Source organism: Allobosea sp. (assembly GCF_017308075.1).
In the GTDB taxonomy this organism is placed as follows: domain Bacteria; phylum Pseudomonadota; class Alphaproteobacteria; order Rhizobiales; family Beijerinckiaceae; genus Allobosea.
The window spans coordinates 1-22,967 of record NZ_JAFKFX010000024.1 but is presented as its reverse complement, the minus strand read 5'-3'; the positions used below and the strand labels follow the sequence as shown (position 1 = coordinate 22,967).

General features: G+C 66.7%; 20 protein-coding genes and 1 pseudogene. 11 read left to right on the top strand and 10 right to left on the bottom strand.

The genetic code is table 11. The features are described 5' to 3' along the window. Positions 1–8 precede the first annotated feature (8 nt). From J0J10_RS03430 to J0J10_RS03420, 3 genes are all read right to left on the bottom strand, one after another. The gene (locus tag J0J10_RS03430; protein ID WP_291637398.1) at positions 9–353 is read right to left on the bottom strand and encodes a lipid-A-disaccharide synthase N-terminal domain-containing protein; all 345 of its coding nucleotides are present in this window, start codon (positions 351–353) and stop codon (positions 9–11) included. Beyond that, entirely contained in the window at positions 353–1,105 is a 753-nt protein-coding gene (locus tag J0J10_RS03425; RefSeq protein ID WP_291637396.1) for a glycosyltransferase family 2 protein, read from the bottom strand. Before J0J10_RS03425 ends, J0J10_RS03430 begins: the two co-directional genes overlap by 1 nt. A gap of 66 nt (positions 1,106–1,171) precedes the next feature. Then, positions 1,172–2,860: an ArnT family glycosyltransferase gene (locus tag J0J10_RS03420; protein ID WP_291645302.1), complete on the bottom strand. Its 1,689-nt coding sequence runs from the start codon at positions 2,858–2,860 to the stop codon at positions 1,172–1,174. 296 nt (positions 2,861–3,156) lie between these two features. On the opposite strand from J0J10_RS03420, the gene J0J10_RS03415 reads away from it, so the two are divergent. Continuing rightward, positions 3,157–3,420, top strand: coding sequence for a hypothetical protein (locus tag J0J10_RS03415; protein WP_291645301.1), 264 nt, complete (start codon positions 3,157–3,159; stop codon positions 3,418–3,420). A 135-nt stretch (positions 3,421–3,555) separates the two neighbouring features. Next, a complete protein-coding gene (locus J0J10_RS03410) occupies positions 3,556–3,723 on the top strand; it encodes a hypothetical protein (protein WP_291645300.1) in 168 nt (55 codons plus the stop codon). Positions 3,724–3,776: 53 nt separating this feature from the next. Here the strand turns inward: J0J10_RS03410 and J0J10_RS03405 are convergent, their stop codons facing one another. The 6 genes from J0J10_RS03405 to J0J10_RS03380 form a co-directional block, all read right to left on the bottom strand. After that, positions 3,777–4,268 carry an MgtC/SapB family protein gene (locus J0J10_RS03405; RefSeq protein ID WP_291645299.1) on the bottom strand — a complete coding sequence of 164 codons (492 nt, stop codon included), beginning with the start codon at positions 4,266–4,268 and terminating at the stop codon, positions 3,777–3,779. A gap of 498 nt (positions 4,269–4,766) precedes the next feature. Continuing rightward, positions 4,767–7,703 carry an FAD-binding and (Fe-S)-binding domain-containing protein gene (locus tag J0J10_RS03400; protein ID WP_291645298.1) on the bottom strand — a complete coding sequence of 979 codons (2,937 nt, stop codon included), beginning with the start codon at positions 7,701–7,703 and terminating at the stop codon, positions 4,767–4,769. Between the two features lie 159 nt (positions 7,704–7,862). Next, positions 7,863–9,386 (bottom strand): tripartite tricarboxylate transporter permease, encoded by a 1,524-nt coding sequence (locus J0J10_RS03395; RefSeq protein WP_291645297.1) that lies wholly within the window; start codon positions 9,384–9,386, stop codon positions 7,863–7,865. A 10-nt stretch (positions 9,387–9,396) separates the two neighbouring features. Then, positions 9,397–9,897 (bottom strand): tripartite tricarboxylate transporter TctB family protein, encoded by a 501-nt coding sequence (locus J0J10_RS03390; RefSeq protein ID WP_291645296.1) that lies wholly within the window; start codon positions 9,895–9,897, stop codon positions 9,397–9,399. Between the two features lie 162 nt (positions 9,898–10,059). After that, the gene (locus J0J10_RS03385; protein WP_291645295.1) at positions 10,060–11,043 is read right to left on the bottom strand and encodes a Bug family tripartite tricarboxylate transporter substrate binding protein; all 984 of its coding nucleotides are present in this window, start codon (positions 11,041–11,043) and stop codon (positions 10,060–10,062) included. A gap of 186 nt (positions 11,044–11,229) precedes the next feature. Next, positions 11,230–11,928 carry a GntR family transcriptional regulator gene (locus J0J10_RS03380; RefSeq protein WP_291645294.1) on the bottom strand — a complete coding sequence of 233 codons (699 nt, stop codon included), beginning with the start codon at positions 11,926–11,928 and terminating at the stop codon, positions 11,230–11,232. A 148-nt stretch (positions 11,929–12,076) separates the two neighbouring features. Between J0J10_RS03380 and J0J10_RS03375 the strand changes: the two genes are divergently transcribed. Next, complete coding sequence (locus J0J10_RS03375; RefSeq protein WP_291645293.1) at positions 12,077–13,270, top strand: pyridoxal-phosphate-dependent aminotransferase family protein; 1,194 nt, start codon at positions 12,077–12,079, stop codon at positions 13,268–13,270. A 149-nt stretch (positions 13,271–13,419) separates the two neighbouring features. Here the strand turns inward: J0J10_RS03375 and J0J10_RS03370 are convergent, their stop codons facing one another. Next, positions 13,420–13,596, bottom strand: coding sequence for a hypothetical protein (locus J0J10_RS03370; RefSeq protein WP_291645292.1), 177 nt, complete (start codon positions 13,594–13,596; stop codon positions 13,420–13,422). 234 nt (positions 13,597–13,830) lie between these two features. Here J0J10_RS03370 and J0J10_RS03365 point away from each other — a divergent pair, with 234 nt between their 5' ends. From J0J10_RS03365 to J0J10_RS03335, 8 genes and pseudogenes are all read left to right on the top strand, one after another. Continuing rightward, a complete protein-coding gene (locus J0J10_RS03365) occupies positions 13,831–14,403 on the top strand; it encodes a class I SAM-dependent methyltransferase (RefSeq protein ID WP_291645291.1) in 573 nt (190 codons plus the stop codon). A gap of 931 nt (positions 14,404–15,334) precedes the next feature. After that, a pseudogene (locus J0J10_RS27090) lies at positions 15,335–15,516 on the top strand (hypothetical protein); the annotation flags it as partial. A 56-nt stretch (positions 15,517–15,572) separates the two neighbouring features. Next, positions 15,573–16,436, top strand: a complete 864-nt coding sequence (locus J0J10_RS03360; protein ID WP_291645290.1) for a helix-turn-helix transcriptional regulator — start codon at positions 15,573–15,575, stop codon at positions 16,434–16,436. A 166-nt stretch (positions 16,437–16,602) separates the two neighbouring features. Then, positions 16,603–18,774 (top strand): TonB-dependent siderophore receptor, encoded by a 2,172-nt coding sequence (locus tag J0J10_RS03355; RefSeq protein WP_291645289.1) that lies wholly within the window; start codon positions 16,603–16,605, stop codon positions 18,772–18,774. 11 nt (positions 18,775–18,785) lie between these two features. Next, a complete protein-coding gene (locus tag J0J10_RS03350) occupies positions 18,786–19,643 on the top strand; it encodes an alpha/beta hydrolase (RefSeq protein WP_291645288.1) in 858 nt (285 codons plus the stop codon). Beyond that, a complete protein-coding gene (locus tag J0J10_RS03345; protein ID WP_291645287.1) occupies positions 19,640–20,776 on the top strand; it encodes an ABC transporter substrate-binding protein in 1,137 nt (378 codons plus the stop codon). The genes J0J10_RS03350 and J0J10_RS03345 overlap by 4 nt, the downstream gene beginning before the upstream one ends. Positions 20,777–20,813: 37 nt before the next feature. Continuing rightward, complete coding sequence (locus J0J10_RS03340; protein ID WP_291645286.1) at positions 20,814–21,926, top strand: siderophore-interacting protein; 1,113 nt, start codon at positions 20,814–20,816, stop codon at positions 21,924–21,926. Positions 21,927–22,308: 382 nt separating this feature from the next. Beyond that, the gene (locus tag J0J10_RS03335) at positions 22,309–22,788 is read left to right on the top strand and encodes a DUF6790 family protein (RefSeq protein WP_291645285.1); all 480 of its coding nucleotides are present in this window, start codon (positions 22,309–22,311) and stop codon (positions 22,786–22,788) included. Positions 22,789–22,967: the final 179 nt, after the last annotated feature.

Below are 22,967 nucleotides of genomic sequence, written 5' to 3'. Positions count from 1 at the left end.
GCAGCCGCTCAGCCCGGGCCGGAATTGGTATCCTCGCCGCGCGCCTTGGCGCGCAGGACGAATTGCAGATTACGCAGATAGACGAACAGGCCGAAGCCCTGGCCGAGGATGAAGACCGGGTCGCGCCGATAGAGCGCATAGACCAGCAGCAGCGCGCCGCCGCCGATCGAGAACCACCAGAAGGTCATCGGCACGACCGAGCGCTGCGCCTTCTCGCTGGCAAGCCACTGCACCACGAAGCGCATGGTGAAGAGACCCTGCGCGACCACGCCGAGCAGCACCCACCAGTCGACATTGTTGACGAAGACGTCGTGGAAATAGTCACCGATCATGTTCTGCAGGTCGACGAGCATCAGCGCGCCTCCCCTCGGAGCTGCGGCACCCGCCTGCGGCGCCTGATCAGCCACCATACGCCCATCAGGTCGAGCATGCCGACCCAGAGCCGATCGAAGAAGCCGTAATTCGAGACGCCGCTGATGCGCTGACGGTCGCGCACATCGTGATGGGCGACCGCATAACCCTCGCGCACGATCAGGGCCGGCATGAAGCGGTGCAGCGCGTCGAAATAGGGCAAGGCCAGATAGGCCTCGCGGCGGAAGCATTTCAGGCCGCAGCCGGTATCCCGCGTCGCGTCCTTCAGCACGGCGCCGCGCACCTTGTTGGCGACGCGCGACTGGAAGCGCTTGAAGCCGGTATCCTTGCGCCCGACCCTCTGCCCCTGGATCAGGCCGACCCCCGGGCCGGCCGCCTCGAGTTGGGCCAGCATCGCCGGCAGGAAGGAAGGATCGTTCTGGCCGTCGCCGTCGAGCGTCGCCACGATCGCGGCCCGCGCGGCCCTGACGCCGCTGCGCACCGCTGCCGACTGCCCGCAGCTCTGCGCGTGGCCAACGACACGCAGCCAGGGCCGCGTCGCCGCCAGGCCGGCGAGCACGCCGGCCGTGCCGTCGCTCGAGCCGTCGTCGACATAGATCACCTCGAACAGGCCGGTCTGCGCGCAAGCGGCCTCGATGTCGCGCAGGAGCGGGGCGATATTGCCCTCCTCATTGCGGACGGGGACGACGATGCTGAGGCGCGGCAAGCCGTCAGGAGGCACGGATTCGGTCACGTAAACAGGTCTTTCTGCAGTTGCGGGCGCAAACTGCGTCAACTGGCGCAGCGGGGCAAGCGTCGATCACTCACGCACATAGACGCTGATGGAAAGGCGCTTGCCGCCATTGAGGTTGAAGCCCCGGACAGTGGTGGCAACGCGCGGCGGCGGGTCGATGGCGGCGATGGCGGCGACGAAATCAGCTGCCGTGCGCTGCTCGACGAGCGCGACGCGACAGCCCGGCTGGCGCAGGAAAGCGGCGGCCGCGGCGCCGTCATAGCCCATGGCGAGATCGGTCCCGACCAGGAACACCAGGCTCGGCTCGCGATAGCCGACGGTGATGACCTTCGGATCGGGACAGCCCACGGCACGGACGGCCTCGGCGAGCCGCGGCGACATCTGCAGGGAACGCAGGCTAGGCGCGGCAAGGCCGAGCACGCCAGCGCTGAGCAAAAGGCTCGCGACGACGCCGCGCCAGAGCGCGCCCTCAATCTCGCCCCGCTGGAAGGCCCGGAAGACGAGCCAGGCGACGAACAGGGCGAGCGCAAGAACGGGCAATGCCAGGAACGGCAGAGTGCGGTCGAGCGTCCAGTTGCCGTAGAGCACGACGCCGACGAGCGCGGCCGGCACCAGCACCACCAGCGCCGCGGTAAGCGTCGCGCCGCGCCGGAAACGGTCGATGCCGCCATTGATCATCGCCAGCAGCAGCAGGGCCGTGATCGCCGGATAGAGCGGCAGCACGTAATGCGGCAGCTTGGTCGGTACCGCCTCGAAGACGAGCCAGGACGGCAGTATCCAGGCGATCAGGAACAGGATCTGCGGCTCGCGGCGTCTTGCCCAGGCGAAGGGAACCGCCATGGCGGCGAACGCCGCCGCCGGCCAGTAGGTGCCGAAGAACAGCAGGAGGTAGAGCCCAGGCGGGCCCCAATGCTTCTCCTGCCCCTCGCCGACCTTGCCGAGCATGTCCTTGCCGACGCTCTCGGCGAAGAACTCGCCGCCACTCTTCAGCGCGATGGCGATGAACCAGGGCATGACGGCGACCAGGCAGAGCAGCAGACCCCGGCCGGGTCGCAGCGGGGCGAACCAGCGCAGCGAGCGCTCGCGAATGCTGAGCACCAGCGCGGCCAGGCCCCAGACCATCGGCACGATCGGCCCCTTGATCAGCAAAGCAAGCGCCGTCGCGCCCCAGAAGACCAGCCAGTTGTGGCGGCTGGGCACGAAGGCGAGCGAGCGGGTCCAGTCGAGCCAGGCCCGGGCGAGCGCGCCCATCGTCGCGACGGCGCAGGCGGCGAGAACCGCATCGGTCTTGGCGATCCGCGCCTCGACGCCGAGCAGCACGGCCGCAGCCATCAGCGCCCCGCCGAGCAGAGCGAGGCGCGCGCCGACGAAGGCGAGCAGCGCCCAATAGCTCAAGAGTACGGTCGCGATCGCCCCGATCAGCGACGGCAGGCGATAGAGCCAGATCTGCGTGCGGGCCTCGGAAACGCCGAGCGCCTCGCCGGCCGCGACACTGGCCGATTGCAACCAGTAGATGCCGACCGGCTTCTTGTGCCGGGCCTCGTCCTGGAAGCGGATATCGACGAAATCGCGCGTCTCCAGCATCTGCTTGCTGGCCTGGGCGAAGCGCGGCTCGTCGCGATCGAAGGGCGGCAGCGAGGCGAAGCCCGGCAGGAAGGCTCCGAGCGAAATCAGGAGCAGCAGCAGGCAGGCCCGCCAATGGCTCGCCGAGGCGAAGCCGGCGAGCCGGTCGAGGCCAGAGCCGAACGGGATCATCGACACTCCTTGCAGCTGCGGCCTGGCCGCCGCGCCTTGCGGGATCGCAAACCTGTGGCCGCCCGAACGCCGACGGGAGATCGCGGGCCGGTCCCACAGACGAGGCGCAGCGCCATGGCCCGCCTTTCGGGCATGATCATGGCGGCGCGGCTGCCGCGCGTTTACGGCCTCGCGGCGCCAGCGGCAAGATGCTGCCGGCGAATGCACCGGCGCGCCACCCCAGGCGACGCCGGGACGCCGAGCCGCTATCATGCCTTGCGCGTCGTTCAGCCGCGCCGGGTTCGGGGGCAATTCCGATGCTGTGGCGCGCGTTCAAGACAGGGCTTCTCGGTCTTCTGCTCGGCCCCTTGCTCGCCACGCTGCTGGCCCTCGTCTTCCTGCTGTTCGATCCCAGATGCGGCGCCGGCGATTCGGGCGGCTGCGCCATGGGGCTCGCCGCCGTGCCGTTCGCCACCGCGCTGCCCGGCTTCGCGCTCTGCTTCGGCGGCAGGCTCGCGGTCGATCTCTGGCGCGCCCGCCCGACGATCCGTCAGCTGCGCGACTGGGGTCGGGAGGAATAACCTCCTACCGCATTTGCGGTACGGCGGAATCGCGCCCGCGCGCATCTGCGCCCTGCCGTCCACCACCTGAACCGTTGAGCCCGCTGCGGGTGCACGCGCAACATCGCTCTCGCGGCAGCAGCGAGGAGCCTTGTCATGAAGACCGCGATCGCCGTCCACACCGACGAGGACTACGAACGCGCCCAGCGCCGGGTGGCAGAGCTGAGCAGCGCGCCCGACAGTCCGGAAAAGGCCCGCGAACTGGAAGCCCTCGCCGAGGCCATGCTGGCATTCGAGCTGCGGCGCGACGAAGCCGTCCATTGATCGTTACGAGACCAGGGCCACCGCCAAGGCGCAGGCCGCGATGGCTCGCGGGATCAGCGCTCCGCTGCCTTGGACGGCGCCCCTTCGCGATCCTGCGTTGCTCTGGAGGCCTCCGCCTCCTGATCGCGATCGCCGCCGGCCCAGCGCTCAATGGAGTGATCGACCGCAAGCAGGAGCAGCGCGACGAAAACCGCTGTCGCGACGATGGGCCAGTCGCCCAGCCCGGCCGCGCAGCCCAGCGCCGCCGTGACCCAGATCGCCGCAGCGGTGGTCAGGCCACGCGGATGCAGCTCGCGATCCCGCAGGACGATGGTGCCGGCCCCGAGGAAACCGATTCCGGTGACGATGCCTTGCACGACACGGCTCGCCGCATCGGTCTGGCCGGGCTCGCTGAAGATCGAGGCGGCAGCCGCGGTCCCCAGCCCGACGAGACCAAAGGTGCGGATTCCCGCGCTCTTCTGCTTGCGCGTCCGCTCGAAGCCGACGGCCACGCCTGCGGCCGTGCCGATGAGCAGCCTGCCGATCAATTCCATCTCGCCGATCATCGCATCTCCACGCAGCCGATGGTGGCAGCCCATCGCCGGCACGACCGTACGGCAGCCTCCGGCGACCGCGCGAACCGCCCTGCCCACCATCGCCCGCCGCCTCCAAAGCGGCGCGGCGAAACGAGTTGCCTTTCCAGACACTGCAACCGGAGCGCGCCCGGGAGGTTCCGCCGCCACGACGAAACCTCCGCTTCAGGCCGATACGAGGATCGATTTTGATTGGGATCGCGGCTGGGGGCGGGAGGCGAAGGCCCGGAGACCAGCTCCCGCTCACCGATGATCTAGAGATTCCAGCGGACCGTCGCCCACCAGGAAAAGCCGGCGACGGAAATCATCCCGCCACCGACCAGAACGGCATCCAACACGTTAGCTACGCCTCTTAAGCAGGGATCGGCAGCCACTCGGGCAGTGGCATCTGGCCCCTTGGTAGAGAACGCCGGGACGGAGGTGCTTAATCTAGATCAAACGCGCCGGCGTTTCGCGGCGCCGGGTCCGCCGTCAGGCCGGACTGCCACGCTCCGCCAATGCCTCGTCGAGCACCCTGACGACATGAAGCGCCTCGCGGCCCGCGCCATCGTGGATCTGATGGCGGCAGCTCGTGCCGTCGGCGACGACGAGGTCGTCGGCTTTGGCCTTGCGCACGGCCGGCAACAGCGAAAGCTCGCCCATGGCGAAGGAGACGTCGATCGTCGCCGCGCCATAGCCAAAGGCCCCCGACATGCCGCAGCAGCTCGACTCGATCGGCCTGACCTCGAGCCCCGGCACCGCCCGCAGCGTCTTTTCGACCGCTCCCATCGCGTCGAAGGCCTTCTGGTGGCAGTGGCCGTGCAGATGCGCGACGCGCCCGCCCTGGTCGCGCAGCGGCAGGCTGGTCTTGCCCGCAGCCATGTCGGCGGCGAGCAGTTCCTCGACCAGCAGCGCCGCCCTGGCCAAAGGCTCGACCTTGGCCTTCGGCAACAGCGCCGCGAACTCGTCGCGGAAGCTCATCAGGCAGGAGGGTTCGAGCCCGACGACCCGCGCCCCCTTGGCGACGAAGGGGCCGAGCGCATCGAGCGTGCGCCGCGCCTCGGCCCGGGCCTCGTCGACCAGCCCGGCCGAGAGGAAAGTGCGCCCGCAGCAGAGCGGCCTCCCGCCATCCTTCGCCGCGACGCGGTGGAGGCGGTAGCCGCCGGCAGCGAGCACGCGCTCGGCCGCCTCCAGATTCTCGCGCTCGAAATAGCGGTTGAAGGTGTCGCCGAAGAGCACGATGTCCCGGCCGTCGCCTTTGACCTCTGCCATCGTCGCTTCCTTGCCGCCCTGAGCCCAGGGCTTGCGCCAGACCGGCAAGGAGCGCCGCGCCGAGAAGCCGAGCCAGCGTTCGCTGAGCTTCGCCAGGAACGGGATGCGGTCGCGCAGGTTCATCAGCGGCGCGAGCTTCGCGGCGAACGGCGCATAGCGCGGCAGGAAAGCGATCAGCCTCTCCTTCAGCGGCAGGCCGTGCTTCGCATGATAGTGATGCAGGAACTCGACCTTCATCCGGGCCATGTCGACGCCGGTCGGGCAGTCGCGTTTGCAACCCTTGCAGGAGACGCAGAGATCGAGCGTCTCCTTCATCTCCAGCGAGGTGAAGGCGCCCTCGCCGAGTTGGCCGGAAATGGCGAGCCTGAGCGTATTGGCCCGGCCACGGGTGAGATGCTGCTCCTCGCGCGTCGCGCGCCAGGACGGGCACATTGTGCCGCCGGCCATCTTCCGGCAGGTACCGTTGTTGTTGCACATCTCGACGGCACCGCCGAGCCCGCCCCAGTCGGACCAGTCGAGCGCGGTCTCGATCGGCACCGGCGTGGCATAGCCCGGCGGAAAGCGCATCAGGCTGCGATCGTCCATATGGTAGGGGCGGACGATCTTGCCGGGGTTGAGCCGGTTCTCCGGATCGAAGCCGTCCTTGACCGCCTCGAAGGCGCGGGTGAGTGGTCCGCCGAACATCGGCTCGACGAAATCCGAGCGCGAGATCCCGTCGCCATGCTCGCCCGAGAACGAGCCCTTGAAGCGCCGCACGAGATCGCAGGCCTCCTCGGCAATGCCGCGCATCGCCTTCACCCCGGCTTCCGTCTTCATGTTGAGGATCGGGCGGACATGCAGACAGCCGACCGAAGCATGCGCGTACCAGGTACCGCGCGTGCCATGCCGCTCGAACAGCGCGGTGACCGCATCGGTATAGTCGGCGAGGTGCTCGAGCGGGACGGCGCAGTCCTCGATGAAGGAGACCGGCTTCCCGTCGCCCTTCATCGACATCATGATGTTGAGGCAGGCCTCGCGCACCTCCCAGACCGGCTTCTGCCGGGCCGGCTCGACGACCTCGACCACGGCATCGGGGAAGCCGTGATCGGCCATGCACTGGTCGAGGCGCTTCAGATCGCGCTTCAGCGCTGCGAGATCGTCGCCGGCGAACTCGACCAGCAGCAGGCAGTTCGGCTGGCCCTTGGTGATGTCGGCGAGGGTGCGCACGAAGAGCGGGATGTCGGCGCCGAGCACCAGCACATTGTTATCGACGAGCTCGACCGCGACCGGCCCGAGCGCGACGATGTGCTGCGTCGTCTCCATGGCGGAGTGGAAATTCGGGAAATGGCAGACGCCCATGACGCGATGCCCCGGCAGGGTCGAGAGCTTCAGCGTCGCCTGCGTGGTGATGGCGAGCGTGCCTTCCGAGCCGACCAGAAGATGCGACAGATTCGGCCGCGGCACGATCAGCTCGTCGAGATTATAGCCGCCGACGCGGCGCTGCACCTTGGGGAAGATCGCCTCGATCTCGGCGCGATGGCTGTCGGCCAGCACCAGCATCCGCGTCATCAGCTCGCGCGTCCTGACCGAGGCATTGTCGCCCACCGGCGCTTCGCCGAGCGCGAAGGCCTCGCCGTCATGGAACTGCGCCCGCAGGCCGATGACGTTGTCGGCCATCTTGCCATAGCGCAGCGAGCGCGCACCGGAGGAGTTGTTGCCGGCCATGCCGCCGATCGTGCAGCGGCTCGCGGTCGAGGGTTCGACCGGGAAGAACAGCCCATCCTTCTTCACATGCGTGTTGAGCGCCTCAAGCACGATGCCGGGCGCGACCGAGACGGTGCGGCTCGCCGGATCATAGTCCCGGATCGCATTGAAGTGCCGGCTCATATCGAGGATCAGCGCATCGCCGATCGGCTGGCCATTCTGCGAGGTGCCGCCGCCACGCGCGATCACCGGGACGCCGTGCTCGGCCGCGATCTGGAGCGCCGCGGCGATGTCGGCCTCGCTCTTCGGGAAGGCGACGCCCTGCGGGATGATCTGGTAGATCGAGGCGTCCGTGGCATAGCGCCCGCGGGTGAAGGCGTCGAAGCGAACCTCCCCTTCCAGCGCCTGCGCCAGGCGCCGCTCCAGCCCGAGATTGCGAGAGCCCTGCTTGGGCAGGGGGGCTGCGTGTGTCATCGTTCTGCTAGCCAATTCTGATGTGAGCCGTCATCCCGGCCGTAGCGAAGCGGAGCGCCGGTATCCATCGGAAATCTGGGCGCTCTGCGATTGACCCCGGAGCGGTGCGGCTTTGCGGCCTATCCGGGATGTCGGTGGTTCTTTCCGAAGGCGGCATGACTACTCGGCGGCTTCCGCCGCTTTTCCGGCGTGGCGGCCGCGCGCCGTGACGATCAGGTCCGAAACCGGCCCCCAGAGCAGCAGGATCATGGCGAGGATGACGAGGGTCGTTACCAGGCCATTGGCGATGAAGACATGCAGGCTGCCGCCGGAGCCGAGCAGCGCCTGACGGAAAGCATCCTCCGCCCGGTCGCCGAGCACCAGCGCCAGCACCAGAGGCGCCAGTGGATAGTCGAGCTTCTTGAAGACATAGCCGACGATGCCGAAGATCAGCATCAACCAGATGTCGAAGATCGAGTTCGAGATCGTATAGGCGCCGATGGCGCAGACGATCAGGATCACCGGCGCGACGAAGGAGAAGGGCACGCGCATGATCGCCGCGAAGAGCGGCACGGTCGCGAGCACGATGATCAGCCCGGCGAGATTGCCGAGATACATCGAGGCGATCAGCCCCCAGACGAAGTCTTTCTGCTCGACGAACAGCATCGGGCCGGGCTGCAAGCCCCAGACCAGGAGGCCGCCGAGCAGCACGGCGGCCGTCGCGGAGCCCGGAATGCCGAGCGCCAGCATCGGCAGGAGGGCGCTAGTGCCGGCAGCGTGCGCTGCCGTCTCCGGCGCCAGCACGCCCTCGATCTCGCCCTTGCCGAAATTCTTGCCGCGCTTCGAGAAGCGCTTGGCGAGCCCGTAGCCCATGAAGGATGCGGCGATAGCGCCGCCCGGCGTCACGCCCATCCACATGCCGACCAACGAAGAGCGGATCAGCGTCGCCCAGTAGCGCGGCAGCCCGGCCCAGGTGCGCAGCACGACCATCAGGTCGATCCGCGCCTGCTTGCCCTTGAAGACCAGCCCTTCCTCGACGGTCAGCAGGATCTCGGAGACGCCGAACAGGCCGATGACGACGATCAGAAAGTCGAAGCCGCGCATCAGCTCGGTCGAGCCGAAAGTCATCCGCAGGTCGCCGGAGATCGAATCGAGACCGACGGCCGCGAGCAGGAAGCCGATGCAGAGCGAGGCCAGGATTTTTGCCCGGTTCTCGCGGCCCATGCCGATGAAGGAGCAGAAGGTCAAAAGGAAGACGGCGAAGAACTCGGCCGGCCCGAAGCGCAGCGCGAACTGGGCGACGAGCGGCGCGACGAAGGTGATCAGGATGACACCCGAGAGCGCCCCGATGAAGGAGGCGGTGAAGGCGGCGGTCAACGCCTCCGCCGCCTTGCCCTGCACTGCCATCGGATAACCGTCGAAGGTGGTCGCCACCGACCAGGCCTCGCCCGGAATATTGAACAGGATCGAGGTGATCGCCCCGCCGAACAGGGCCCCCCAGTAGATCGAGGAGAGCAGGATGATCGCCGAGGTCGGGTCCATGCCGAAGGTCAGCGGCAGGAGGATCGCGACGCCGTTCGGACCACCCAGCCCCGGCAGCACGCCAACGACGATGCCGAGAATGACCCCGATCGCCATGAAGCCGATATTCTGCCAGGACAGCGCGATCTGAAAGCCGGTGATCAGCGAGGAGAGGTCATCCATCGGCGAAACCTCAGTAGCCGAGCATGGCTTCGAGCGGGCCCTTGGGCAGGGGCACGCGGAACTGCAGCTCGAAGATCCAGAAACAGGCGAGCGGCACGAGCAGCGCTGTGAGCGCAATGCTCCACCAGCGCGACGTCGCGATCACACCCATGAAAATCAGGATGAAGACGGCAGAGGCCACGTAGAGCCCGAGCGGCTGGATCAGCGCGACGAAGACGATGAGCGGCCCCAGCACCCGCGCCACCTGTCCCAGCTGCGCGTAGGTGACGAAAATCTTGTCTTCCGAGCGGAACGACTGGAACAGGATGAACAGCGAAGCCGCAAGGAAGAGCCAGCCGACGCGAGCCGGGAAGAAGCCGTTCTGCGGACCGTTGTCCCAGCCGGCACCGCGGCCATAGGAATCCCAGAGCACGATCAGGCCGAGGCCGATCAGGATCGCGGCCGTGGCAATCTCGACCGGGCGTCGCGAGATGCCGCGTTCCGGAGCTTCGGTTTCAGCTGAACCCGACATCGATCATCTCCCGCGCGCTCATCCCGGACCAGCCGCGTAGCGGCGCCGATCCGGGATCCATCGCAGGGCGCTGCCCTACGACGGATTCCGAGCCTTCCACTTCGCTCCGCCCGAAATGACGGCCGGGCAGAGCTGACGAAGCGCTTCGGTGCTGAGTTGGCCTCACTTGGCCATGAAGCCGGCGTCGCCCATCAGCTTGGCGTGCTTCGCCTCGTCGGCCTTGAGGAACTGCACGAAGGCCTCGCCGTCGCGGTAGTCGGGAACCAGCGCGCTACGCGCGAGGTACTCCTTCCATTCCGGCGTCTCGGAGACCTTCTTGAACAGGCTCACATAATAGGCCTGCTGGTCCTTGGTGACCTTGCCCGGCATGAACATGCCACGCAGCATCTGGTAGGTGACGTTCAGCCCCTGGGAGGCGCAGGTCGGAATGTCCGCCCAGGATTTGCCTTCGGCGACGGGGGTCGAATAGGTCATCTTCTGGTCGGAGAAGACGCAGAGCGGCCGGGTCGCGCCGCCGCGCCAGTTCGCGACGTCCTCGGCCGGGTTGTTGGTGCTGGCGTCGATATGATTGCCGGAGAGCTGCGTCGAGGTCTGGCCGCCGCTGGTGTGGGGAATGAAGGCGAATTTGACGCCGCCGGCCTTCTCCATGGCGAAGACGATCAGGTTGTCCTCACGCTTGGACGAGGTGCCCCCGACCTTGAGTGGCGGCGAGGCCGCCTTGGCCGCGGCCATGAAGTCGCCGGCATTCTGGTACGGCGCCTTGGCGTTGACCCAGAGCACGAAGGAGTCCTGCGCCATCATCGCGACCGGCGTGTAGTCCTGCCAGTTCAGCGGCAGCTTGGTCGCCATCGGCGTCATGAAGATGCCGCTCGAGGTGGTGATCAGCTTGTGGGCGTCACCGACCGATTTCTGGATGTCGAGCATGCCTTCGGCGCCGCCGGCGGCCGGCTTGTTGACGACGATGACCGGCTGCGAGGTCAGGTTGTGCTTCTGGATGATGCCCTGCATCGTCCGCGCCATCTGGTCGGACGCTCCGCCCGCCGAGAATGGCACCACGATCTCGATCGCCTTGGTCGGCTCCCAGGCGGCCGCGGGGCCGATGCCTGCTGCCAAGATTGCGGTCGCGGCAAGCCAGTGCTGCTTCATGATCGCTCCCTCCCGATGACTGCGCTCTGACGGCGCTGTGGAGAAAACTTAGATCAAAAATTTTTGCATTCAATCCAAAATTTGCCGATCATAAAATTGGCGACGATTTCCTGCGACAATCGCGTTTCCCGCAGACAGCAGCGCATGCATGGCGTGAAAACGCCGCAACCGCACTGACGATGCCGATCAGGACGAAGCCTGCGCCGCCTTCTGTTTGTTGCGCAGATGCAGGAACAGGATCTCGGACAACTCCGCGCCGGCGCGCCGGCGCAGCGCATCGAGAATGACCTCGTGCTCGCGCATCGCCTCGCCCCAGCGGTCGCGATCCTTGGCGAGATTGGCGGAATAGCGCACCCGCCGGATCCGCCCGGCCAGGCCGGCATAGGTCGCGGCCAGCATGGCATTGCCGGCGGCTGCGACGATCATCTGGTGGATCGCCTGATTGCAGTGGAAATAGCCATGCATCTCGCGACGCAGATAGAACCGATACATTTCATGATGCATGCGCTCGATTTCGGCGATTTCGGCCTCCGAAATCCGCTCACAGGCCAGGCGCCCGGCCAGTGCCTCGAGCCCACCCATGACATCGAAGAGCTCGCGGACATCCTCGGGGCTGAGCTGGCGAATGCGCGCACCGCGATTGGGCAAGAGCTCGATCAGCCCCTCGGCCGCAAGCACCTTCAGCGCCTCGCGCAACGGCGTGCGCGAGATGTTGAAACGCTCGCACAGCGCCCGCTCCGGCACGCGCGCACCATCGGCCAGACTGCCCTCGACGATGAAGTCGCGCAGCGCGACCAGAAGCCCTTCATGCAGGGAGGCAGCGGGTTTTGTCGCCTCGTCCACCGGGGCGGTTTCGTCGCAAGGATCAGGCAATGGCACGCTCATGCGTCACCGCTAAGTCGGCCCGCACCCGCTGTCGAGCCTGATAGCACGATTATCGCATACCATATCAAGATTGATCTTCCAAAAAATGAATGCAAAATAATCCGGAATGGCGTGACAGCGCCTGACCCTCTGGGAGGATAAGAAGATCATGCAAGGGCGTCACTTCCTGCACATTCCCGGCCCGAGCCCGATTCCGGACCGGATCCTGCGCGCCATCGCCATGCCGATCATCGACCATCGCAGCGCCGAATTCGCCGCGCTCGGCAAGCATGTGCTCGAAGGCAGCAAGGCCGTGTTCAAGACCAGCCAGCCAGTGGTGATCTACCCCTCCTCCGGCACCGGCGCCTGGGAAGCGGCGATCGTCAACACGCTCTCGCCCGGAGACACCGTGCTGATGGCGGAGACCGGCCATTTCGCGACCTTGTGGAAGAACATCGCGACGCGCTTCGGCATCGAGGTCGAGTTCATCCCCGGCGATTGGCGCCGCGGTGCCGACCCGGCCGCGATCGAGGCGCGGCTGGCCGAGGACAAGGCCCGCAAGATCAAGGCCGTGATGGTCGTCCATAACGAGACCTCGACCGGCGCGACCAGCCGCGTCGCCGAGATCCGCAAGGCGATCGACGCCGCCGGCCACCCCGCCCTGTTCATGGTCGACACGATCTCCTCGCTCGCCTCGGTCGACTACCGGCATGACGAATGGCAGGTCGACGTCACGGTCTCCGGCTCGCAGAAGGGGCTGATGCTGCCGCCCGGCCTCGGCTTCAACGCCGTCTCGGAGAAGGCACTCGCGGCATCGAAGACCAACACGCTGCCGCGCTCCTTCTGGGATTGGCAGGAGATGATCAAGATCAACGCCGGCGGCTTCTTCCCCTATACGCCAGCCACGAACCTCCTCTACGGGCTGAAGGAGGCGCTCGCCATGCTGCAGGAGGAAGGGCTGGACAATGTCTTCGCCCGGCACGAGCGCCTGGCCGGCGCCTGCCGCGCCGCGGTCGAGGCCTGGGGCCTCGAAGTGCTCTGCGAGAATCCGGCCGAGCACTCGCCCGTGCTGACGGCCGTGCTGATGCCGCCGAGCCATGATGCCGACCGCTTCCGCAAGATCGCGCTGGAAAAATACAACATCTCGCTGGGCTCCGGCCTCGGCAAGGTCGCCGGCAAGGTCTTCCGCATCGGCCATCTCGGCGAATGCAACGAGCTTGCCCTGCTCGGCGCACTCTCCGGCGTCGAGATGGGCTTTTCGGCAGCAGGGGTGCCCTATCGCGCCGGCGGCGTCGCGGCGGCGATCGCCAATCTCGAAGGCCACGAGCCGGGCAAGAACGCATCGGTTGCGGCAGTAGCCTGAGCCCACTGGCGGCGGCCTCGCATAGCTTGGCCGCCGCTCGCCCCGCAGAAGCCAGTTCCGAGCAGGATAAGCCGCGGCGCGCGGCAGCAGCTCGCTTTCGCGCGGCGGGCGAGCGCAAGGCCGATCAGTGACGCTGTCGCCACGATCGTTCACAGGTCGCTTTCCGCCACGGCCGCCTGTTGCGCCTTGATCGTCTCGGCGTCGATTCCGCAGGCCGCGGCCGCACTGGAAGACAGAGCCGGCTTGCATGGAGCCGCTCCGCCTTCGACCTTGCTGATCTCGTAGCCGAGTGCCAGCAGTGCCCACCAAGCCGCAGCGCGGTTCATCGGATACTCCCGACAAAGAAAAGCTGCGCAAAGACAGTTGGGAAAGTTGCGATCTGTCAGCGAATGATATTCGGTAGCCCGACTCTCGAACCAGGAACCGCTGCAATGACTGAACCGGCCTGCCCGATCTGCCACTCCACCAAGTTTGGCGATTACCGCGGGCGTAGACTTGTTCGGTGCGCGGGCTGTGGCTCGAAAGAGCGAACACGCTTCATATACTGTGTCTTGAGAGACTTGGCGCCACCTCCGAACGGCCTACCGGTCGTTCATTGCGCGCCTGAACACGCCATTACGGCACTGCTGATGCAAAAATACGGCGACGACTACCAGCCAGCGGACTACGATCCGTCATTCTACCCGTGGGTCGAGAGACCAGTGAGGCAAATCGACCTGACGCGTCCTCTCGACTATTTTGAGAAAGAATCAGTTCAGGGTTTCGTTCATTCACATGTGCTCGAACATGTACCTTCCGATCTGCACAGAACGATCAAGGACATGAATGCAGCGATCGCTCCCGGCGGATTCCATACCTTCTGCGTCCCGTTTTATTCCAATTACTACCGCGAGGACATGGACCTTTCGATGCCCCACGCCGAGCGAGAGCGTCTTTTTGGCCAGCACGACCACGTCAGATCGTTCGGCACCCTCGATGCCAAGGAGCGGCTACTCACCTTATTTGAGGGGTTCGACCGGATGGACATGGCGGGAACCTATACTCCGGATAAGCTAGCGGCGTACGCGATCCCGCCGAACGCCGCAACATCGATGACTGCGCACACCATCTTTCACTTCGTAAAAAGACATTAGCACTGCCTTGGCAGACTCTCAGGGCCGGGCTCGGCCGCTTGACCACGGCGATGCCGCTGCCTGGACCGCCCGCCTTCTCGACGGCGCTCACGATCGAGTAGCAGAAGGCTGAAGCGTCCCTCCGGCAGCACAGGCTGGTTGCCGCTCGACGATCGCCTCGGGCTGCAGCGCGTTTTGGTGACCATCGGCGCATTTCAGGTCGCCCAGGATCGACAGAAGGAGCGCGCCGAGTGACGGGATGGGCAGCCTGCAACTGGTGAGCGCCCGCCCTACGAATTCCGTCGAACAACGTAGAACCATGTCGCAACGAGATCCGCCAGCGGGCGCGACGACTGGTTCAACCTTGTTGCCGCCTGCCTGCGGCGCAACGGCTATCGCTCCAATCAGCCGACCGATGTCGCCTTCGAGACGACCGCTCGCCGCATCAGACGGAAGCTGCACCCGCCCCAGCAGTTCAATCAAACCGACAGGTGGCTGCCATCGGGCATTCACCCAGCCTTCGAGCGGATCACAAACAACCGAGACATGTGGAAGGGCCAGAGCGAGCGCCAGGTCGACACGCTCCGGGAACTGCGCATGCAGTTGTTAGCCGACGACAGCCAGATGCAGAAGCTTCAAGCCAAGCTCGCCCGGGCGGCGGACCTCCTCAGCCGGCCTAAGGACGGATCGTGCGAACGGCCGGCGACATGCACTCGCCGGCGGTGAGCCGGCCGAGGAGATCGCCGCCTTGATCGCACAGCCCACGCTCAATTCGCGCGCGCCCGTGCGGGAGGCCGCCCGCTCTGCCGTAGCCAGGGGAGAGAACCAGGTGGAGGCGCGAAATCCTGACGCGCACGCCCAGCGCCCGCGACGCCAACTACGGTCGAGGCTCATAACCAGTAGCTGACGGCAGCTGCAATGCAGACAGCGGCAAAGAAGTTGACAGCGAGGCGACCGCATCGAGCGCATGTTCGACGCGCTGCACCGTCAGGCCAGCGACCAGCAGATCATCTTCTTCTCCTGCCGCCAGCGCGCCTTCTCGCAGCGCGGCGGCAGATGCTGCGGATAACGCCCTGGAGCCAGACGGCTGACGCCTCACGCATCGACAAACTTGGAACTCATATAAACTACTGATTTATTTTACTTTTTGTCTCACGATCGGTATCACGAAGCGATCTCCCGAGGTCGCGATGCCATCTGGTCCCGTTCCCGCACATTCGTCAGGCGAAATGCTGAAGCTGTTCTCGGGCAGCCTCTCGCTCTCTGCCGGAACGTTCTTCATCGCCGAAGGAGAAAGCGTCACCGGTCCGATGCGGCCCGGACTCAAGGTCGGCGTGATGCTGGACGGGCGCCAGATGCTGGAGCTCGACGACCGGCCGCCGGTGATGATCGAAGGCCCGGCACTGCTCGTGGCCGCCAATGGCGGCGAGCACATCCAGCAACGCACCGGCTTGGCGGGCGGAGCGGTGCGCTGCGCGCTGATGCAATTCGAGCTCGACTTCGTGGCGCAGGAATTCGGCGCCGAACTCTCCCGGCTGCTGCTGGTCTCGGGACCCGACGATCCCGGGCTCTGGGTTCGCCCGGCGAGCGCCGAAATGCGTTCTCTCGCCCTCCAGATGGCCGAATGCCGCGTCGCCGCTTCGCTGCGCAGCTTCTATCTCGCCGGCAAGGCGCTGGAGCTTGGAGCACTCGCCCTCAACGAGATCATCGGCGAACGGCCTGTGCGGCCGGCGAAGCTCGATGCGCGCACCCGCGACCAGATCCAGGCCGTGCGCGAGATCCTGGAGGAGTCGGTGCAGGATCCACCGAGCCTTTCGGAGCTGGCGCGCCGCACCGGCCTCAATCCGAGCAAGCTGACCTCGGCCTTCCGCGCCCAGTTCGGCACCAGCGTCTTCGGCTATCTCCAAGAATATCGGCTGCAGCAGGCCCACGCCATGATCGCCAGCGGCGAGGCCAGCGTCGCCGTCGCCGCCTTCCGCGTCGGCTACAGTCCGGCGCATTTCTCGAGCGCCTTCCGCAAGCGTTTCGGCATTCCGCCGAGTGCGTTGCGTTGATCGCCGCTGGTCCAACGCAGGCTATTCTCTCGTTGAAGCGGTTCGAAACTGCAGCGAAAGAATTACTGCCGCGATCGAAAGCCGACTTCGTTGCCCCCGGGGCGCCGTTCCTGAAACAACCCGCCTGGGTAATCCACCGCGAGGTGGTGGGGCAAAGGTCGGGTTCATGAACTTCATCATCGGCAATCGCGCTGTGGCCAAGGCCTCGGTCGCGCTCGCGGCAATCATCGTCGGCTGGTCGGGCTCGAGCCACGCTCAGAGCGAGCCCGCGATCGGCCTCGACACGATCGAGGTGCAGGGCGAGCGGGCGAACGGGCCGGTCGACGGCTATGTCGCGCGGCGCAGCGCGACCGCGACCAAGACCGACACGCCGCTGATCGAGACGCCGCAATCGGTCAGCGTCGTGCCGCGCGCGCAGATGGACGACCAGGGCGTGCAAAGCGTCAGCCAGGCGCTGCGCTACAGCGCAAGCGTTCTGGGTGAAACCCGACTCTCCTCAGGACGTTACGACAGCGTCTTCATCCGCGGATTCGGCGGCAGCGGCGGCAGCGCCGGCTTCATCAACAATCTCGACGGGCTGCGCCTGCAGCGCGGCGTCAACTTCCTCGTGCCGATCGCCGAGCCCTGGGGGCTGGAGCGCGTCGAGGTGCTGCGCGGGCCGTCCTCGATCACCTTCGGCCAGGTCAAGCCGGGCGGCCTGATCAACATGGTCAGCAAGCGCCCGCAGGAGCAGGCGCATGGCGAGGTCCAGCTGGTGCTCGGCAGCTATGATCGCCGCCAGCTCGCCTTCGACATCGGCGGGCCGGTGACGCCGGACAAGACGATCCTCTATCGCCTCGTCGGGCTCGGACGCGCCGCCGACACGCAGGTCGACTTCACAAAGGAGGAGCGGCTCTACATCGCGCCCTCGCTGACCTTCCAGCCGAATGCGGCAACGAGCCTGACGCTGCTGACCTCGTTCCAGCGCGACCCCGAGACCGGCTTCTACGGCTTCATTCCGTCCGTCGGCACCGCGTTGCCGAACCGGAACGGCCGCATCCGCAGCAATCTCTTCCCGGGCGAGCCAAATTATGAGGGCTACAGCCGCAACGCGCTCAACCTCGGCTACGCCTTCGAGCATCGCTTCAACGACGTCTTCACCTTCCGCCAGAACCTGCGCTACAGCGACCTCGAATCGCGCAACCGGACGGTCGCTGTCGCCTCGCTCGCAGCCAACCAGCGCACGCTCAACCGGCGCGTCACCGCCTCGAACGAAACGGCCCAGACCTTCGGGGTCGACAACCAGCTCCAGGCCGATTTCCGGACCGGGCCGCTGACGCACAAGCTCCTGTTCGGTGTCGACGGTTACTGGGCCGACGGCACGGCCTTCACCGGTGCCGGCGGCACGGTGCAGCCGCTCGATGCCTTCTTCCCGGTCTATGGCCGCCGGCCCTTTGCGGTCCCCGCCACCCCCGGCACGACGCAGCTCTCCGAGCAGTACGGCGTCTATCTGCAGGACCAGATCAAGCTCGACCGGCTCTCGCTGCTGGTCGGCGGCCGCTTCGACCGCGCCATGGCCCGGACGCGTGCCATGACCAACGGCGCCCTGACCAAGCAGGACGACACCGCCAATACCGGGCGCGTCGCGCTGATGTACAATTTCGACAACGGCTTTGCGCCTTATGCGAGCTACTCGACCTCGTTCGAGCCGGTGGCTGGAACGAGCTTCGGCGGCAGCCCGTTCAAGCCGACAGAAGGCGAGCAGTTCGAAGTCGGCCTGAAATACGAGCCGCCCGGCTACAACGCCTTCTTCCAGGCTTCGGTCTACGATCTGACGCAGACCAATGTGGCGACGGCCGACCCGAACAATGTCGGCTTCCAGATCCAGACCGGCGAGGTCCGGGCCCGTGGCTTCGAGTTCGAGGCGCGCGCCACCGTGCTCGAGAATCTCGATCTCGTCGCGGCCTATGCCTATACCGATGCGGAGGTGACCAAGAGCAACGGTGCCGATCTCGGCAAGCGGCCGACCGTCGTGCCCCGCCACATGGCCTCGCTCTGGGCGCACTACACTTTCAAGACCGGCCTGTTCTCCGGCCTCGGCCTCGGTGCCGGTGTGCGCTATGTCGGCAAGGGCGCCGGCGATCCCGGCAACACCTTCTTCACCGACGACTACGCCCTGGTCGATGCTGCGATCAGCTATGATCTTAGCGCCGCCAATGCCGCGATGAAGGGCTGGAAGGTCCAGGTCAACGCCCAGAACCTGTTCGACAAGGAGTATGTCGCAGGCTGCTACGCCGTCGTGCAGTGCTCCTTCGGCTTGCGCCGGACGGTGCTGGCGACCCTGTCCTATCGCTGGTGAGGGCAGAAGGCGTGCGCGCTGCATCTGCAAGCAACAGGCCGGGCGAGCTTTCGCCCGGCATCGCGGTCGCGCTGCCGCATGCACGCCAGTTCGAGATCAGCTCGACGCAGGGCCTGCCCTATCGCCTGCTGGTCGCGGTGCCTCCCGAGGTGCCACCTGCCGCTGGCTTTCCGGTCCTGGTGCTGGTCGATGGCGACGCGCTGTTCGCGACGGCGTTGACCACCGCCCGCCTGCAGGGGGGCCGGCCCGAGGTGAGCGGCGTTTGCCCGGCGGTGATCGTCGGGATCGGCTATCCCGGCGCAGCCCCGTTCGATGCCGAGCGGCGGCGGCAGGACCTGCTACCGGACGGTGGCGGTGCCGACCGGTTCCTCGACCTGATCGAGACGCAGTTGCTCCCGATGGTGGCAGATCTCGCGCCGATCGACCGGGCACGACTTGCGCTCGCCGGCCATTCCTTCGGCGGGCTTTTCACCCTGCACGCCCTGTTCAACAGACCGGGGCTGTTCCGCAGCCTCGTCGCGGGCAGCCCTTCGATCTGGTGGAACGAGCGCGGCATCCTCGCCACGCGGGCGCAGTTCCTGCGCAGCCCGGCGCCGATCATGCGGCCAAGGCTGCTGATCACCGTCGGTGGCGAAGAACAGAAGACCGATCCGCTTCGCTTCCCCGAACGCGCGACCCGCCTCGAGAAGGCCCGCATGGTCGACAATGCCGCCGAGATGGCAAGCAGCCTCGCCGCCTCCGGTCACCTCGACTGCGAGCATGTCGTCTTCGCCGGCGAGAACCATGTTTCCGTCATTCCCGCCATGCTCTCGCGCGCCGTGGCTTTCACGCTCGCCGAGGCACCCGTTCAGGGGGATAGCGCCCGATGATCGTCCGGCTGAAGCGGATCGCGACGAAGCTGATCCCAATTCTTCTCGCCCTTGGAATGCTCGCCGCCCCGGCGGCGGCCGAGCCGGTCACCGTCACCGACCTCGCCGGACGTATGGTGACGCTGCCGGGGCCGGCGAAGCGCATCGTGCTGGCCCAGGGGCGCCAGCTCAACGGGCTCGGCCTCCTGCATCCCGACCCGATCAGCCTGCTCGCCGGCTGGGGCAGCGACCATAAGCGCCAGAACCCCGACGCCTATGCCCGCTACGCCGCGAAATTCCCGGCGATCGAGACCGTGCCGACGGTCGGCGATGGCGGTACGCAGGACGGCTTCTCATTCGAGAAAGCCGTCTCGCTGGCGCCGGACCTCGTGATCCTCAGCCAATCGCTCGCCGGCACGCGGCGCGGCCCGGGCGATCTCGTCGCGCGTTTCGAGGCGGCCGGCATCACGGTCGCCGTAGTCGACTTCTACCTGCAGCCTCTGCGCGACACGGTGCCGAGCCTGCGCGTGCTCGGCAAGCTGATCGGCCGCGAGGAGCAGGCCGAGGCCTATATCCGCTTCTACGAGGCGCGGCGCGCCGTGCTCGCCAGCCGCGTACGCGACGCCGAACGGCCGAGCGTCTTCATGCATGCACATGCCGGCGGCTTCGACTGCTGCCAGTCGCCCGGCAAAGGCACCTTCGACGAGTTCATCACGCTGGCCGGTGGCCGCAACATCGCAGCTTCCATCCTGCCCGGCGCGACCGGCCAGATCAGCCTCGAGCAATTGCTGGCCGCCGACCCTGCGATCTATGTCGCGACGGGCGGCGTGCATCTCGCCCGGCGCGGCGGCCTCGTGCTCGGACTCGGCATTTCGCCGGAGGAAGGCGCGCGCAGCTTCGCCACCCTGCTCGCCAGCCCGGGCATCAGCGCGCTCAGTGCCGTGCGCAACGGCCGGGCCTACGGCCTCTGGCAGCTCTTCAACGACACCCCGCTGCACATCGTGGCGATCGAGGCGCTGGCGAAGTGGATCCATCCCGAGCGCTTCGCCGATCTCGACCCGCAGGCGACGCTGAAAGAGATCTCGACGCGGTTCTCGGCGATCCCGCTCGAGGGCACGCTCTGGATCGACGGGACCGCCAGAGGCCGGCGCTGAAAAGCTAGAGGCGCACGAGCAGAAAGGCTTTCCGATCATGACGGTTCTTTGCACCGAGGCGCGTTTCAGCCTCGCCGACCCGGCCGCGCTGCTGCGCGCGCTCTGCGAGCATCTCGTCGAGCACCATGCGACGGTGAGCGAGCGGGAGGGCGCGACACTGATCGTGCTCGACGGCAGCAAGGCTGTGCTTCGCCTGGCGAAGCAGGAACTCCTGGCGCGCGTCGAGGCACCGAACCTCGCCGGACTGCAGGCAATGAAGCTCGCGATCGCGAGCCATGTCGTCGAGCTCGCGCCTGCCGGCAGCGCGCCCGCCATCGGTTGGCAAGGTGATGGCAGCGGTCCCTCGCTCCTGCCCGATTTCAGGGTGTTGACCGTCACCGACACCGAAACGCTGACCCCGCATATGCGCCGCATCCGCTTCTACGGCGAGGATCTGGCGCGCTTCGACACGCTGGAAGCGCTGCATGTGCGCCTGTTCATCCCGCCGGCCGGTCTTGCCGAGCCGGCCTGGCCGGTGCTGAGCGAGGACGGGCTGATCACCCAGCCTCCGGCCGAGCAGCGCCCGGCCGTCCGCAAATACACGATCCGCGAGATCGACGTCGCCGCGGGTACGCTCGCCATAGACTTCGTTCTGCACGGCGATACGGGTCCCGGCTCGACCTTTGCCGAGCGCGCCCGGGCCGGCGACCGGATCGGCATGGCCGGCCCCGGTGGGCGCGGACTGCGCGATGCCGAGCGCTACCTCTTCCTCGCCGACGAGACCGGCCTGCCCGCCATTGCTCGCATGCTGGCGAACCTGCCCAGCGCTGCGCGGGGGCTCGCCGTGATCGAAGTCGCGAACGCGCAGGAGGAGCAGGTGCTGCAGGCCCCGGCCGGCGTCACCGTGCGCTGGCTGCACCGCCACCAGGCTGAGAGCGATGCCGCTCCACAGTTGCTGGCGGCATTCGAGGCGCTCGACTGGGAGCAGGACGGTCCCAGCCTCTATGTCTGGGCCGCGATGGAACACGAGGCGTTCCGGCAGCTGCGTAGCGCGACGCGCCAGCGTTTGCGCCCGGACCTCGACCAGCACCTGATCGTCAGCTACTGGCGCAACGGCCTCTCCGAGGAGCAGCACGCCCTCGAGAAAAAGGCCGCCGCCCGCGCCGGCTGAAGGGCCGCGCCGGCGGAAGACTTGCGACACCAGTCACTCGTGCCTTCGATAGCGGCGAGAGCAGGACCGCGGCCGAACAAGCGAGGCATTGCCCCGAATCGACTCCCGATCAGGTGATATCGGGCCGTGGGCGGATCGCACGGGCTGTGCGGCAGCTATCGGCGCAGCATCCCGGGCTCGCCCCGTGAGCGCGACCGCGCGTCCGGCGACGGCCGGCCCAACGCTTCTCGAATGGGGCCTTGCACGGATCGAGGCGGTATTGCAGGGCGAGCGCCAAGGCGACTGCCGCACCGACATGGTCCGCGAAACGCAGGGATAGGCCTCTCGTCAGGACTCAGATACTGCTGCCCTCCGTAACGTCACATGGGGCGCCGCGCGAAATATGGAAGCGTTGATCAGGGCAATACTGGGCAACCTCGTCCCGATTCTATTCGTCCTTTCGTTCGTCGTTGCCGCCTTCGCAGGCAAGCCGGCGCGATATGAGGCCCGGCTGCTCGACTGGCTGCTGCTTCTGTTTCTGGGGATTGGCAGCACGTGGTCCGGCATCTTCCACGTTTTCTTTCCCGGCATCGCTTCTGCTTCGATCGGCTGGGCACCAAGCCCCTTCGAGACCGAAATCGGCATTGCCGACATCGCAATGGGTGTCATGGCCTTCTTGGCGTCCTGGCGAACCTTGGATTTCAAGGCCGCCGTCATCGTCTACGTGGTGATATTCCACCTGGGCGTGACGATCGTGCACGTCCACGACGCCGTGGTGGGCGGCAATGTCGCAGCCAACAACTTTGGCCTCCTGCTGATCAGCACGATCGTGAGTGCTTTCCTCCTGCCCTGGCTCTATTTCAGGGTGCGGCGAAGCGCGTAAAGTCCTTGCAGGCCCTGACAGGGGTTGAGACTAGTTGTTTGATCCCAGGCTTTGATGGTGCAGTCTTTTCGCGCGAGTGGAAGGAAGCGCTATGGGACAGGTTCTGCACGGGAGCGCCCGCACGACAGAGGCGGTCCGTCGAGCGATACAGCATAGTCAAGAGAGCCTGAGGCAACTCG

Coding starts and splice junctions, on each gene's coding strand:
- J0J10_RS03390 (WP_291645296.1), bottom strand. CDS start 9,897: ATGTCGGGTTCAGCTGAAACCGAAGCTCCGGAACGCGGCATCTCGCGA.
- J0J10_RS03335 (WP_291645285.1), top strand. CDS start 22,309: ATGGAAGCGTTGATCAGGGCAATACTGGGCAACCTCGTCCCGATTCTA.
- J0J10_RS03370 (WP_291645292.1), bottom strand. CDS start 13,596: ATGAACCGCGCTGCGGCTTGGTGGGCACTGCTGGCACTCGGCTACGAG.
- J0J10_RS03345 (WP_291645287.1), top strand. CDS start 19,640: ATGATCGTCCGGCTGAAGCGGATCGCGACGAAGCTGATCCCAATTCTT.
- J0J10_RS03375 (WP_291645293.1), top strand. CDS start 12,077: ATGCAAGGGCGTCACTTCCTGCACATTCCCGGCCCGAGCCCGATTCCG.
- J0J10_RS03395 (WP_291645297.1), bottom strand. CDS start 9,386: ATGGATGACCTCTCCTCGCTGATCACCGGCTTTCAGATCGCGCTGTCC.
- J0J10_RS03355 (WP_291645289.1), top strand. CDS start 16,603: ATGAACTTCATCATCGGCAATCGCGCTGTGGCCAAGGCCTCGGTCGCG.
- J0J10_RS03420 (WP_291645302.1), bottom strand. CDS start 2,860: ATGATCCCGTTCGGCTCTGGCCTCGACCGGCTCGCCGGCTTCGCCTCG.
- J0J10_RS03360 (WP_291645290.1), top strand. CDS start 15,573: ATGCCATCTGGTCCCGTTCCCGCACATTCGTCAGGCGAAATGCTGAAG.
- J0J10_RS03340 (WP_291645286.1), top strand. CDS start 20,814: ATGACGGTTCTTTGCACCGAGGCGCGTTTCAGCCTCGCCGACCCGGCC.
- J0J10_RS03410 (WP_291645300.1), top strand. CDS start 3,556: ATGAAGACCGCGATCGCCGTCCACACCGACGAGGACTACGAACGCGCC.
- J0J10_RS03430 (WP_291637398.1), bottom strand. CDS start 353: ATGCTCGTCGACCTGCAGAACATGATCGGTGACTATTTCCACGACGTC.
- J0J10_RS03415 (WP_291645301.1), top strand. CDS start 3,157: ATGCTGTGGCGCGCGTTCAAGACAGGGCTTCTCGGTCTTCTGCTCGGC.
- J0J10_RS03380 (WP_291645294.1), bottom strand. CDS start 11,928: ATGAGCGTGCCATTGCCTGATCCTTGCGACGAAACCGCCCCGGTGGAC.
- J0J10_RS03405 (WP_291645299.1), bottom strand. CDS start 4,268: ATGATCGGCGAGATGGAATTGATCGGCAGGCTGCTCATCGGCACGGCC.
- J0J10_RS03400 (WP_291645298.1), bottom strand. CDS start 7,703: ATGACACACGCAGCCCCCCTGCCCAAGCAGGGCTCTCGCAATCTCGGG.
- J0J10_RS03385 (WP_291645295.1), bottom strand. CDS start 11,043: ATGAAGCAGCACTGGCTTGCCGCGACCGCAATCTTGGCAGCAGGCATC.